This window comes from Microbacterium sp. AK009, assembly GCF_013410955.1.
Classification (GTDB): domain Bacteria; phylum Actinomycetota; class Actinomycetes; order Actinomycetales; family Microbacteriaceae; genus Microbacterium.
This window is the reverse complement of sequence record NZ_JACCCG010000003.1, coordinates 419,356-432,678: the sequence shown is the minus strand read 5'-3', so window position 1 is coordinate 432,678 and position 13,323 is coordinate 419,356. Positions and strand designations below refer to the sequence as shown.

At 71.9% G+C, this 13,323-nt stretch carries 12 protein-coding genes; 7 read left to right on the top strand and 5 right to left on the bottom strand.

Going from position 1 to position 13,323, the window contains the following annotated elements; all coding sequences use genetic code 11:
• Window positions 1-78 precede the first annotated feature (78 nt).
• From HDC37_RS08630 to HDC37_RS08605, 6 genes are all read left to right on the top strand, one after another.
• Window positions 79-957 carry a WcbI family polysaccharide biosynthesis putative acetyltransferase gene (locus HDC37_RS08630; RefSeq protein ID WP_308472148.1) on the top strand — a complete coding sequence of 293 codons (879 nt, stop codon included), beginning with the start codon at window positions 79-81 and terminating at the stop codon, window positions 955-957.
• Window positions 954-1,943 (top strand): hypothetical protein, encoded by a 990-nt coding sequence (locus tag HDC37_RS08625; protein ID WP_218869496.1) that lies wholly within the window; start codon window positions 954-956, stop codon window positions 1,941-1,943. Before HDC37_RS08630 ends, HDC37_RS08625 begins: the two co-directional genes overlap by 4 nt.
• Window positions 1,940-3,241, top strand: coding sequence for a glycosyltransferase family 2 protein (locus HDC37_RS08620; RefSeq protein ID WP_179559984.1), 1,302 nt, complete (start codon window positions 1,940-1,942; stop codon window positions 3,239-3,241). Before HDC37_RS08625 ends, HDC37_RS08620 begins: the two co-directional genes overlap by 4 nt.
• Before the next feature lie 61 nt (window positions 3,242-3,302).
• Window positions 3,303-4,202 carry an SDR family oxidoreductase gene (locus HDC37_RS08615; RefSeq protein WP_179559983.1) on the top strand — a complete coding sequence of 300 codons (900 nt, stop codon included), beginning with the start codon at window positions 3,303-3,305 and terminating at the stop codon, window positions 4,200-4,202.
• Window positions 4,199-5,572 (top strand): alpha/beta fold hydrolase, encoded by a 1,374-nt coding sequence (locus tag HDC37_RS08610; RefSeq protein ID WP_179559982.1) that lies wholly within the window; start codon window positions 4,199-4,201, stop codon window positions 5,570-5,572. Before HDC37_RS08615 ends, HDC37_RS08610 begins: the two co-directional genes overlap by 4 nt.
• Window positions 5,569-7,122, top strand: coding sequence for a GMC oxidoreductase (locus HDC37_RS08605; RefSeq protein WP_179559981.1), 1,554 nt, complete (start codon window positions 5,569-5,571; stop codon window positions 7,120-7,122). The genes HDC37_RS08610 and HDC37_RS08605 overlap by 4 nt, the downstream gene beginning before the upstream one ends.
• 16 nt (window positions 7,123-7,138) lie before the next feature.
• On the opposite strand, the gene HDC37_RS08600 is transcribed toward HDC37_RS08605, so the two are convergent.
• Window positions 7,139-8,950 (bottom strand): glycoside hydrolase family 15 protein, encoded by a 1,812-nt coding sequence (locus HDC37_RS08600; protein WP_179559980.1) that lies wholly within the window; start codon window positions 8,948-8,950, stop codon window positions 7,139-7,141.
• A 137-nt stretch (window positions 8,951-9,087) separates the two neighbouring features.
• Between HDC37_RS08600 and HDC37_RS08595 the strand changes: the two genes are divergently transcribed.
• A complete protein-coding gene (locus tag HDC37_RS08595; RefSeq protein ID WP_306457552.1) occupies window positions 9,088-9,978 on the top strand; it encodes an SDR family oxidoreductase in 891 nt (296 codons plus the stop codon).
• Here the strand turns inward: HDC37_RS08595 and HDC37_RS08590 are convergent.
• The 4 genes from HDC37_RS08590 to HDC37_RS08575 are packed head-to-tail and all read right to left on the bottom strand — an operon-like array spanning window position 9,953 to window position 13,184.
• Entirely contained in the window at window positions 9,953-11,128 is a 1,176-nt protein-coding gene (locus tag HDC37_RS08590; protein ID WP_179559979.1) for a sensor histidine kinase KdpD, read from the bottom strand. The two genes, HDC37_RS08595 and HDC37_RS08590, sit on opposite strands and share 26 nt — an antisense overlap.
• Window positions 11,125-11,925, bottom strand: coding sequence for a response regulator transcription factor (locus HDC37_RS08585; protein WP_308472147.1), 801 nt, complete (start codon window positions 11,923-11,925; stop codon window positions 11,125-11,127). The genes HDC37_RS08590 and HDC37_RS08585 overlap by 4 nt, the downstream gene beginning before the upstream one ends.
• Complete coding sequence (locus tag HDC37_RS08580; protein ID WP_179559978.1) at window positions 11,915-12,655, bottom strand: cytochrome c biogenesis CcdA family protein; 741 nt, start codon at window positions 12,653-12,655, stop codon at window positions 11,915-11,917. The genes HDC37_RS08585 and HDC37_RS08580 overlap by 11 nt, the downstream gene beginning before the upstream one ends.
• 10 nt (window positions 12,656-12,665) lie before the next feature.
• Entirely contained in the window at window positions 12,666-13,184 is a 519-nt protein-coding gene (locus HDC37_RS08575) for a thioredoxin family protein (RefSeq protein ID WP_179559977.1), read from the bottom strand.
• Window positions 13,185-13,323 lie beyond the last annotated feature (139 nt).

The window sequence follows — 13,323 nt, the reverse complement described above, 5'->3', positions numbered from 1 at the left end:
ACGTCCTCGACAAGCTACGTTCACATCATGAACGGTGCCTCGAATGTGCCTTCCGCGGTTGCGCCGGGAGACCCTTCGGTGATAACGCGTCGGCAGCACTACGCCGAGTTCTTCGGTCTGTCCCCCGTGCCCGATCGGTTCGGGGTCGTCGTCGGCAATTGTCAGGCCGAGTCGTTGCGGATCGTGCTGGATGCTCCGGATCGGCGCTTCCTCCGCGTGCCCCCGGTACACGAGATGACCGCCGACGAGGCGACGAGGCTCCACGAGATCGTCGCGGGTGCGGCCTACGTCGTGACTCAGCCGATCCGCGCGGACTACCGCGGCCTCCCGCTCGGCACCGGTCAGCTCGCGCAGGCGACGTCGGGCGTCGTGCTGACCGTGCCGTCTGTCCGCTTCGCCGGGCTTCAGCCCTTTCAGGCCGCGATCCGGGTGCCGGGCGTGGACGAAGACCCGCCGATCGTGGCCTACCACGACATGCGCACCCTCGCCGAGGCGGGCGGGATCACCACGCACGCGGCGCTCGCACCCGACGGCGTGCGCGCTGTCGCGCGAGACTCGCTCGATGAGCTCCGCGCCCGCGAGCAGCGCATCGACGTGCCCGTCTCCGACATGTACGACACGCTCACCGCGGAGCACGCCCGGACCGTGAACCACCCCGGCAACGCGATCTGGCTGCCACTCGGGGAACGCGTGCTCGAGGCCCTCGGCCTCCCGGGGCCGGTGCACGACCCGGGGCGCCCGCTCCTCGCGTCGGTACGGAGCCCCCTCACCCCCGATGTCGTGACAGCCTGGTCGCTGCCGGACGAGCCGCGCTCCGAGTGGCTGGTGGAGGGCCGCCCGGTCGACGACGCCGAGGTGCGCGAGGCGCACCGCCGCTGGTACGCCGCCCGGCCGGCCTTCGTCGACGCGGCGCTCACCCGCCTCGCCCCCCTCCTCGCCCGGTGGCGTCGCCCATGAACGCCGCGCCGGTCGTCGCCGTGCACGCGGGAACGCACGGCGTCGCGGTGTACGGCCGGCAGCTCGGCGCCGCGGTCGCGGCGCGGCAGCCCGGAGTCCAGACGATCGACGTGTCCGACGAGCCCGCACTGCCGGCGGGCTCCCCCGTCCACGTCCAGTTCACCGACCGCCTGTGGGCCGACTCGCCCGAGTCCGCAGCCGCACGGTTCACCGCACTCGCCGCGCGCCGGCCCGTGACCGTCACGCTGCACGACATGCCCCAGCCATCGGATGGACCTCGCAACCTCCCGCGCCGGAGGGCCGCGTACGCCGCCGTCGCGAGCGCCGCCCGCGCCGTCGCGGTCAACAGCGAGCACGAGCTCGCGCTGCTGGGCGCGTCGGACATCCGCCCGAGGTCGGTCGTCAGCATCCCCCTCCCCGTCGACATCGCGGCGGGCACCGGGCCCGGACGACTCGATGACCCTGAACCACTCGACAACACCGCGGGGGTGCTCGGCTTCTTCTACCCGGGCAAAGGCCACGATGAGGCCGCCCAGGCGGCGGCGCAGGCGGGCCTGACACGGATGACGGTGCTCGGCCGGGCATCCGACGGTCACGCCGCCGACCTGGAAGCCTTCGTCCGCCGCGCGGAGGCCCTCGGCGTCGCCGTCGAGGTCACGGGGTGGCTCGACGACGCCGATCTCGCCCGACGCGGCCGCACCGTCTCGGTGCCCGTGGTGGCTCATCGCCACGTCTCAGCCTCGGGATCGCTCGCCACGTGGGTCGGCTGGGGACGGCGTCCCGTCGCCGAGCGGAACCGCTATGTCGATGAGATGGCGCGGCTTCGCCCGGGCACGCTGCACGTCACCGACCCCGCAGACCTCGCGACCGCCGTGCGTCGTGCGGCCGGCGACCCGGCGTCGACCTGGCATGGCCTGCACCGAGTGCCGTTCTCCCTTACCGAGGTCGCCGACGCGTACCTGTCCTGGTGGCGGGAGCTGGGATGACGCCCCGCGAACCCTGGGTCGTCGGGAACGCCTGGGACGCTCTCGACGGGGTCTCACCCGAGCCGATCCCCCGGGTGTCGGTGATCGTCGCGCATTTCGATCAACCCGCCGAGCTCGCTCGCACCCTCCACGCGCTCGCCCTGCAGGACTACCCCGCCGACCTCATGGAGGTCATCGTCGCCGATGACGGCAGCCCCGGAGAGATCGCCGTTCCCTCCGGTGTCCGGCTCGTGCGTCAGGACGACCGCGGGTTCCGCCTCGCCGCCGCGCGGAACCTCGGCGTGCGGGCCGGCACGGGCGAGGTGCTCTGCTTCCTCGACGCCGACACGGCGCCCGAGCCCGCCTACGTCCGCCGGCTGACCCGGCTGCCGGCGCTTCTTCCCGAGGCCGTGACGGTGGGCAGGCGGCGGCACGCCGACTTCGCCGGGATCGCTGCCGATGCCCCCCTCCCCGCGGCGACTGCCGGGCGAGAACTGCCCGAGCCCGCGTGGCTTCGCGACGCGTACGCGCAGTGCCGCAACCTGCTCGACGCCGACGACCGGTCGTACCGCTTCGTCATCGGCGCGGTGATGGCCTGCTCGCGGCGACTGTACGACGAGATCGGCGGCTTCGACGAGAGGTTCACCGCGTACGGCGGGGAGGATTGGGAGTTCGCCCATCGCGCCTGGCAGGCGGGCGCCGTCTTCGCCCATGAGCCGGACGCCGTCGCCTGGCACGACGGGCCGGAGTGGTCAGGACGCGAGGGCTCGAGCATTCAGCGAGCCAATGCGCAGTCGATGCGTCTGGCCCGCGACATCCCCGTCCGAGGTTCCGCACCGCGCGGGCTGCTGCCGACGGCACCCGACCTCGTCGTGCAGGTGCCGGGTTCGTTTTCTCCGGCGGCGCTCTTCCTCACCGTCGATTCGGTACTGGCCGCCTTCCCCCGGGCACAGGTGGTTCTGGACGACGGGGTCGAGATTCCCTTCCCCGACCCCCGGGTGTCGTCAGGGCCCCTCCCCGACGCTCGGGTCACCCTCCGCCTCGACCGGCCCGTCGTCGTCACCGATCCCGCCCAGCTGGTCGATCTCGTCGATCGGCTGGCCACGGGAGACGTCGGGACCGTTCACCTCGCGGACGACGCCGGCACGCATCTCGGAGTGCTGCGGTCACGTCGCGCGACGAGACGCGCTGAGCGGTGGGGCACCGAAGCCGCCTTCCGCGCGGCATCCGTCGTCGCATCCGGCGTGTCCGCCGTCGGCGACGATCCCCGGATCGAGGCGTGGGTCGGCGGCTGGGGCGGACCCGATTCCTTCCGCTGACGCAAATGTCCCACGAGCGCAACCCCGGCTATCCACGAGGTCGGACACCTATCGTGACCGCATGAGCACTCGGGACCAGTACACGTTCGATGACCCGGTGAAGCGCTATGCGCGCGTCGAGCCGCCGGTTCAGCACCAGCCCGAGCCGGGGGTGCAGGCCCGGATGCAGCCGGTCCCCGACCTCGGTGAGGAGACCTACCGCGGCACGGGACGCCTCACCGGCCGGAAGGCGCTGGTCACCGGCGGCGACTCGGGGATCGGCGGCGCCGTCGCGATCGCGTTCGCCCGCGAGGGAGCCGACGTCGCGATCGTGCATCTCCCCGACGAGACGGAGGATGCCGCGCACATCCTGCAGCAGATCGCGGATGCCGGGGCGCGGGGTCACGCGATCGTCGCCGACATCGCCGACGCCGCCCGCTGCCGCGCGATCATCGACGAGGCGGTCTCGGTGCTCGGGGGTCTGGACATCCTGGTGAACAACGCCGGGCGGCAGATCGCCGTCGACCGGGTCGAAGACCTGAGCGACGAGCAGTTCGAGCTGACCTTCCGCACGAACGTCTTCGCGCCGTTCTGGCTGACGAAGGCCGCGCTCGCCCACCTTCCCGCAGGCTCCAGCATCATCAACACCGCCTCCCTCGAGGCGTACAAGCCGGCACCTGACCGCCTCGACTACGCCGCGACGAAGGCGGCGATCAACAACCTCTCGAAGGGTCTCGCGCAGCAGCTCGCCGAGCGCGGCATCCGCGTGAACGTGGTCGCGCCCGGCCCGGTCTGGACGGCGCTCCAGGTCTCGGACGGCGTCTCGGACGAGCAGATGGCGGCGTTCGACGACGAGAACACCTATCAGCGCGCCGGTCAGCCGGCCGAGCTGGCGCCCGCGTACGTATTCCTCGCCTCCGCGGAATCCAGCTACGTCTCGGGTGCGACGCTGAATGTCAACGGCGGGATGATGACCCCGTGAGATCCGAAGGCACGGTCTACGTGCTGCCGGGGCTCGGACTCTCGGCCGAGGCCGCCGCCCCCCTCGCCACGCATCTCTCCCCCGCTCTCACGGTGGTCGGCATCGACCTGCCGGGTCACGGTGGCAGTCCGGATGCCGCGGACGCCGGCGTCTCCGCTCTCGCCGACGGCGTCATCGCGGCGATCGCCCAGACGGCGACCGGTGGGCCCTGGATCCTGTGCGGCCACAGCATGGGGGGAAAGGTCGCCGCCGCCGTCGCCGATCGGGTCCTCCGCGGGGATGCGCCCCTCTTCGGGCTCGCGGGGCTGGTGCTTCTCGCGCCGTCTCCGGCCACCCCCGAGCCGATGGCCGCCGAGAAGCGAGAGCAGATGCTGTCGTGGGTCGCCGACGGGCCGATCTCCGAGGAGGACGCGCGCGCGTTCGTCGCCGCCAACGTCGCCGCGCCGTTGCCGGCCGCCGACGAGGCGGCCGCGATCTCGCAGGTGCGGGCCATGTCGCCGCGCGCCTGGCGGCGGTGGCTCGAAGCGGGCAGCCGCGAAGACATCAGCGCCGACCTGGACATCGCCGCCGTTCCCACGGTCGTCCTCGCCGGCGAGGAGGACGACGACCTCGGCGCCGACGCGCAGCCCGACCTCGTGGCCGCCATCCTCCCGCGCGCGACGATCACGGCGCTGCCCGGCACCGGCCACCTGCTGCTGTGGGAGAGCCCGTCCGCGGTCGCCGAGGCCATCGAAGCGTTGTGGAACGCGGTCGTCCTCGGTTCCACCCGGGTGCCCGACAGCTGGGGCCGGATCATCGCCTCCGACCGGACCGATGCCGAAACGCGCGGCTTCCTCTCCCGCCGTCATCTCGCCGACGACCCCGGCGCCGCGCCGCTCGCTCTCACGCAGGAGCAGCTGGCGCTCTTGGATGCGATCGCCGGACGACTGATGCCGCGAGACCTCGACGACCGGTTCGACCTCGCCCGCGTCGTCGACCGCGAACTGGCCGCAGACCGGGGCGACGGCTGGCGCCCACCCGGCCTCCCCTGCGACGCCGAGGCCTACCGACTCGGGCTCGACGCCCTCGCCGATGTCTGGCCCAGTGACACGACGAGCCAGGACCACCTCATCTCCGACCTCATCGCCGGAAAGGGTTTCGCCGGCTCGCCGTGGGACGACGACACCACCCGGCGATGGTTCGAAGACCTCCGCGTCGACCTCGCACAGGCGTGGGTGTCGCATCCCGCGACCTCCGCCCGGCTGGGCTTCGACGGCTTCATCACCGCGATCACCGCCTCCGACCCCGGCTTCTCCGAGCTCCGCGCCGACCGCCGCGCCGCCTGGGAACCCGACACGCTCGGCACCCTCGCTACGGAAGACGACCGATGAATCTCACCGACATGCGCACCTACCCCACGGACGAGATCGTCGACGTCGTCGTCGTGGGCACCGGTGCCGGGGGCGGCCCGCTCCTCGCCCGCCTGGCCGCCGCCGGCCTGAGGGTCGTGGCCCTGGAGGCCGGGCCGAGCCTCGATCCCGCCCAGCTGATCCCCGACGAGGTCGAGGGGCGGCGCGTGAACTGGATGTCGGAGCGGATCAGCGGGGGCGAGGCCCCCACCGCGTTCGGGCCGAACAACAGCGGTCGCGGGGTCGGTGGCGGCACCCTCCACTGGGGAGCGTTCGCGCCGCGCCCCGACGCGCGCGACCTGACACTTCGGACCGAGTTCGGCGTGGGCGAGGACTGGCCGATCGACCACGACGAGCTGACCCGCTACATCGAAGAGGTCGAGCGCACCGTCGGGGTCTCCGGCCCGACCCCCTACCCGTGGGACGAGGGGCGGACCTACCACTGGCCCGGCACGGAGCGCAACGCTCCCGCCGACCTCGTGGCCCTCGGCTGCGAGGCCCGCGGCATCCGCACCGCCACCGCCCCCGCGGCGATCCTCACCCGCGATCACGATCAGCCGCACTACGGCCACCGCTCGCGGAACCTCAACCTCGGCAGCATCCACCAGGGCGATCGCAGCGACGCCAAGGCGACGACGGCGAACACCTACCTGCCCGCCGCCGTGGCCGCCGGCGCGGAGATCCGCCCCGACAGCACGGTGCACGGCATCGAGCTCGACGCCGCGGGCCGGGTCGCCGCGGTCGTCTACACCCGCGACGGCCGCGAGATGCGACAGCGATGCGCCGCGCTCGTCCTCGCCGCCGGAGGGGTGGAGACCCCGCGCCTGCTGCTCCACACCGGCTTGGCGAACTCGAGCGGCATGGTGGGACGCAACTTCCTCGCGCACGGCGCGCTGCAGGCGTGGGGGCGCGTCGACGCCCAGGTCCGCGGCTACCGCGGGTATCCGTCTTCCCTCATCAGCGAGGATTTCGTGCGCCCCGCCGACGCCGGCTTCGCCGGCGGCTACCTCATCCAGAGCCTCGGGGTGATGCCCGTGACCCACGCCACCATGCTGGTGCGCGGCGGCGACCTGTGGGGCCGGGAGCTCATGGACGCCCTCGATGCGTGGCAGTTCTCCGTCGGGATCGGCATCAACGCCGAGTGCCTCCCCGCCGATCAGAACCGGCTGGTGCTCTCGGACGAGCTCGACGAGTTCGGCGTTCCGCGCGCCGAGGTCACCTTCAGCCCGGGCCCGAACGAGAAGGCCATCGACGAACACGCGACAGGCACCCTCACCGGCATCCTCGAGGCGAGCGGCGCCCGCGACATCCGCGTGCTCGCCCGCTCGGCGCACACCCTCGGCACGTGTCGGATGAGCACCGACCCCGCGATCGGCGTCGTCGACGCCGACGGCCGCAGTCACGACATCCCGAATCTCTGGGTGTGCGACAACTCCACCTACCCCAGCGCCCTGGCGGCCAATCCGTGCCTGGCGCAGATGGCGCTGTCGCTGCGGACGGCCGACCGGATGCTGCGCTCCCGCGCGGCCTGAACGCGAGAACGCCGGGTCAGCGCCCCTCGAGCTCGTCGTCCGACACGAGCTGGCGAATGGTCAGAGCGGCGCTCACCAGCGCGAGGTGGCTCAGGGCCTGCGGAAGGTTGCCCCAGAACGCCCCATCGTCAGCGGAGATCATCTCGGCGTAGATCCCCACATCATTCGCCGCGCCGACCAGCGCGTCCATGGCGGCCAGCGCCTCGTCGTGGCGGCCGACGCAGGCCAGGGCTCCCGCGCGCCAGAACGCCGAGGCGACGAACGTGTGCTCCTCAGCCGCCATCCCGGTGTAGCGGTAGAGCAGACCGTTTCCGGCGCCGAGCGCCGCGGTGAGCGCATCGATCGTCGCCGACATCCGCTCGCCCCGGTCGAAGCCGCTCTCGGCGTGCAGCAGCACCGAGGTGTCGAGATCGGCCGACCCCGGGTACATGACGTAACTGCCCGCATCGTCCGACCACCCGAACTCGGCGACCCACTGCCGGATGCGCTCGCGCTCGGCGCGCCAGCGGTCGGCGTTGCCGGGGATCGAACCGCGTTCGGCGAGCCAGGTGGCATCGTTGAGCGCCTGCCAGCATCCCATCTTGGACGAGGTGTAGTGCCGGATCTCCGGAAGCTCCCACATGCCCGAGTCGGGGTTCCGCCACAGATCGCAGGTGCGGTCGGCCATGTCGGCGAGCATGCGCCCCGTCGCGACATCCAGGATGTTGCCGGCGTCGACGTAGGTCCGGCAGATCGCGAACAGATCTCCGTACACCCCCAGCTGCAGCTGATCGCGGGCCGGGTTGCCCGAGACGACGGGGCCGATGCCCTTCCACCCGTCGACGTCGAACTCCTCGACGCCCGACGTGATCTCGCCGCGGAGGGAGTAGAGGACATGCAGGTCGGGGCCGTTGTCTCGGATGGTGCGCAGCAGCCACGAGATGGCCGCGTGCGTCTCCTCCCGCAGGCCGAAGCGCACGAGGGCGTGAGCGGTGTAGGCGAGGTCGCGCACCCACGCGAAGCGGTAGTCCCAGTTCTTCCCGCCCCGCGGATTCTCGGGGAGCGAGGTCGTCGCCGCCGCGGCGATCGCACCGGTCGGCGAGTAGACGAGGAGCTTCAGCGCGAGGGCGCTGCGCTGCACGGCGTCCTGCCACGGACCCTCGTACGAGAACTCGCGCGACCACGCGCGCCAGCCGTCGATGGTGCGGTCGACGCTGCGGTCGACGTTCTGGGGCACGGGGAGGTGGAGGGGCTCGCCGTCGGTGGCGACGATGACGATGAGGTGGCGCGAATCGCTCGCCGTGGTGAACGAGCCGCGCAGGAGCGGACCGCTGACCCCGTCGGGGTCGGGATCGTCGGGGCCGTGCGCGTTGCCGACCACGGCCAGCGAGATCCCCCCGACGCGCAGCACCGCGGCGCCCTCGTGCTGTTCGATCCACGGCGCCGCCGTCTGCAAGCGCGACCCGGGCTGCACGGCCCACTGGAACTCGACCTCGCCGTCGACGCCCTCGATGCGCCGTGCGAGTTCGGCCCACGGCAGACGCCCCGCCACTCCGGTCACCATCGCGTCGGTGATGCGGGCGCGGCCCGTCGGCGTCGTGAAGGTCGTCTGCAGCACATTGGTGCGGGCGATGTAGCGACGGCGCACGGTGTACTCGCCGACCGGTTCCAGCTCGATGCACCCGCCTGTCGCGTCGTCGAGGATTCGCGCGAACACGGGCGGTGAGTCGAGGTTGGGCAGCGGCAGCCAGTCGATCTGCCCCCGCAGGCCCACGAGCGCGATCGTGCGTCCGTCACCGATGGGCGCGTAATCGCGCAGGTCGCTGGGCGAGGGGGATGCCGGGGTCACGCATTCAGGCTACGAAGGGTGCGGCACTTCGGGGCAGGGTTGCGCCGACCGGCGCCGGAGGGTAGCGCCGTATCGCGCTCTCGCCGCCGGCGCAACCCCGGGCCGCCGCATCCGTCTTCCCGCCTAGCGTGGCGGGCATGGCGAACATGTACACCCCTCAAGACCCCACGACCCAGTTCCCGCGCCCGCCCTTCCCGCCGCAGCAGCAGAGTGCGCCCGGCGACATCCACAAGATGGACCCCGCGCCCGACCACGGCGAGACCAGCTACGTCGGCCTGGGGCGTCTGCCCGGCCGGAAGGCTCTCGTGACCGGCGCCGACTCGGGCATCGGGCGCGCCGTCGCGATCGCCTTCGCCCGCGAGGGCGCCGACGTCGCCCTCAGCTACCTCGCCGAGGAGCAGGCCCAGGCCGAGGAGGTGGCCGCACTCATCGAGAAGGAGGGCCGCGTCGCCGTGCTCCTGCCGGGCGACCTGCAGGAGGAGCAGACGAACATCGAGGTCGTCCAGAAGGCCGTCGAGGGGCTCGGCGGGCTCGACATCCTCGTGATCAACGCCGGCACCATGCCGACGGTCGACAGCATCGACGACTTCGAGACCAAGACCCTCGACCACGTCGTGAAGGCCAACATCTACCCCCTCTTCTGGCTCACCAAGGCCGCCTCCCCGCACCTGGAGCCCGGGGCCTCGATCATCACGACCTCGAGCGTGCAGGGCTTCCAGCCCTCCCCCTCGCTCGCGGAGTACGCGGTGTCGAAGGCCGGGATCGCCAACTGGACCCGCGCCCTGTCGCAGCAGCTGATCGAGCGCGGCATCCGGGTGAACGGCGTCGCGCCGGGGCCCATCTGGACGCCGCTGCAGCCGGCCTTTGTGCCGAACGAGAAGATCGAGGAGTTCGGGTCGCAGACCCCGATGGGCCGCGCCGGCCAGCCGGTCGAGCTTGCTCCGGCCTTCGTCTTCCTCGCTTCTCAGGAGTCCAGCTACGTCGTCGGCGAGACGATCGCCGTCACGGGCGGGATGCCGGTGCACTGACCGCGCTGAGGGGGGCGGCGACCGGGAGAGCGATGACGAACTCGGCGCCGCCACCCCCGGTGTCTTCCAGATCCACGTGACCGCCGTGGGCCTGGACGACGCCCCGGGCGATGGCCAGACCCAGTCCGGCGCCGCCGCCGACATCGAGCGCGTGCGGCGACCGCGCCGCCGTTCCCCGCCAGCCGGCGTCGAAGAGGCGATCCCGGTCCGCATCGGGAATCCCCGGACCGTCGTCGACGACGATCACCCTCGCCCACTCGTCGTCGACGGTGACCCGTACGCGGACATGCCCTCCGTCAGGAGCGTGCTGGAGAGCGTTCGCGACGAGATTGGCGATCGCGCGCCCGAGCTGAAGCGGGTCGGCATCGATCGTCGCGTCGGCATCGACCTCGACGGAGAGGTCTATCTCCGCGGCGTCCGCGACAGCGCGAAGGTCAGCGGCCACGTCGCTGGCCAGGTCACCGAGGGATGTCGGCTGAAGACGGAGCGCAAGGGTGCCCGCGTCGATGCGGGAGATGGCGAAGAGGTCGTCGACGAGCCTGTTCACACGGTCGACCTGTGCGGCGATCTGGTCGAGGTAGCGGTCGGGGTCTGGGGCGAGTCCGTCCTGCAGCGCCTCCGCCTGGGCCCGGATCCCGGCGAGCGGGACACGCAGATCGTGGGCGATCCGCACCACGAGATCCGATCGAGCGGTCTCCTGACGCTCGACCTCCTCCCGCGCTTGGCGCAGTCGCGCGTCGGAGTCCGCCAGTTCGCGCAGAACGGTGCGGAACTCGCCGACCGGCAGGGTGGACGCGGCGGTCGGTGACACCGCGACGCCCGCTCCGAGGTCTCGGGCCGCGTCGCCGAGCACCCGGGCCGCTCGGCTGATGCGGGCTCCCAGCAGCAAGGCGACCCCGATCGCGACGATTCCGCTCGTGACGGCGATAGCGAGCGCGAGCTGTACATCGGTGTCGGACAGATACATCGCCTGGGCCGCGACCAGCACGCCTCCGACGACGGCCGCGACGGCGGCGACGACCACCGTGACCAGATGGACGATGATCCGCGCGCCGGCGATGAGTCGGAGGAGCGCCCAGGCCAGCAGGCCGACCGCAGCGGCGATCCCGGCCGAGTACGCCACGACGAGGAGCAGATCCCACGTCGTCATCGCGCCTCCGCTCCCCCGCCGCCGGACGGCCCCGTCTCCGGCGCCGAGGAGTCGGGGACATCGAACCGATACCCGAAACCCCACACCGTCACGAGCATCGTCGGCTCCGCGGCATCCGATTCGATCTTCTCGCGGAGCCGGCGCACGTGCACCGTCACCGTCGAGGGATCACCGTGCGACCACCCCCAGACCGCTTCGAGCAGGTCTTCCCGCGAGAACACCCGTCCGGGTCTCCGGGCGAGGAAGAGCAGCAGGTCGTACTCCCGCGCTGTCAGGAGCACGTCGTCGTGTCCACGGACGACGGTGCGCGCGGCGGTGTCGATGCGGAGGGGACCGCGGGTGAGGATCGCCTCGTCGGAGGTGCGTGGCGAGCGTTCGACCGCGAGCGTCCGCCGGAGGACCGTGCGGACGCGGAGGGTGAGCTCGCGGGGCGAGAAGGGCTTGGCCAGATAGTCGTCGACGCCGGCCTCCAGGCCTTCGATGCGATCGTTCTCGGCGCTGAGGGCGGTGAGCATGATGACCGGCACGTCGGGGCGTTCGGCGCGCACCCTCCGGCACACCTCCAGGCCGTCGATGCCGGGGAGCATCCGGTCGAGCACGAGGAGGTCTGGTCGCAACGCCCGGGCGCGGTCGAGCGCTGAGAAGGCGTCTGCGGCGGTGTGAACCGTGAACCCCGCCTGCTCGAGGTAGGCGCGGCTGACCTCCCGCACGGTGGGGTCGTCGTCGACGATCAGCACACTGCGACCGACGAGCAGAGCGTCGGTCGCATCGGGGGACGGCGACTGCTCAGCCGGCACCGATCCACTCCTCGAACCGGGCGATGGGGTCGTAGAGGCCCGCGTCGAGGATCCACGTCTGCAGCTGCTTGTCGAATCCGGTGATCACCGCGATGCCGACGAGGACGAAGACCGCGCCGATCGCGCGGCGGAACCAGCCGTCGGGCTTGGCCATCCATCCCAACCGCTGCACGACGCGGCGCCCGAGGAGCGCGATCAGCAGCAGCGTGCCGGCGAGCCCGAGCGCGTACGCGAAGACGTAGGTCACCCCCTCGGCGAACGAGACCGGCAGCACCGCAGCCACGATCAGTGCGTAGGTGGGGCTGCAACTGGAGAAGACGGGGCCGAGCGCGGCGCCGGTGAGGATGTCACCGGTGAAACTCTGCCGCTCGACCGAGCGGTCGAGCGCGGTGCTCGTGCGCGCCTGCAGCCGGAAGAGCGTGGAGATCCGATCCCAGATCGCGGGGAAGAGCAGGTCGACGCCGAGAAGGATGACGATGGCACCCGAGATGATCTGCCACACCTGCGGGGGGATGCCCAGGAGTGCGGTGGTGGCCTTCAGCGCCAACGTGAAGGCCACGACGCTGACGGCCAACGACCCCGCGATGACATACGGTCGCCAGCGGGCACGCCGGGCGTCTCCGCCGCGCACGATCGATCCGCCGACGATGACCGGAAGCAGTGGCAGCACACAGGGTGCGGCCACCGTGAGGATGCCAGCCGCGAGGGCGCCGAGAAGCGAAGCGGTCATATCGGATGGCTCAGGGCATGGCGGCGACGAGCGAGTCCACCGACGGATCGTCGTACAGGACGCTCGAGGAGACGGCGTCTCCGGCGTCGTCGACGAACACCACCGTGGTCTGCAGCGTCACTCCGTACTTCTGACGGAGATCGGTGCGGCTGTCGTAGTCGACCTTGAAAACGGTGAGGCCGTCGGGAGCACCCGCCGCGCGCAGGTCCTCGTCGAGGGCACGGCACTGCGGGCACCACGACGCGTGGAAGAACAGCGCCTTCGGCCCGGGAGTGGACTCGATCACGCCGTCGGAGTAGTCGAGGTAGGCCCCCTCCGCCGCGGCTGCCGACTCCGAGGGCTCCGGCGCCATCGACGACTCGTCCTCTGCGGTCGACATGGGGTCAGGGCTCGGCGAACTCTCCCCCACCATGGCGGATGTGTCGGCCGGCGACGGCGCGGCCGCATCCTCCACCCCCGCGCAGCCGGCCAGCGCCAGACCGCCCGCGATCAGCAGCGCCGCCGCTCCGGTGATGCGTGTTCTCCTCATGATCCACCCGTTCCCGCGGACGCTTTCTCCGTCTGTCCTCTCACGGTAGCCAGCGGGGCCCCTCGGCGGAGGGGAGAGTCCTTACGGTTTCGTGACGGACGACGTTCCCTCGGTCCGCGGGTGTGCCCCGGGGGTCCGG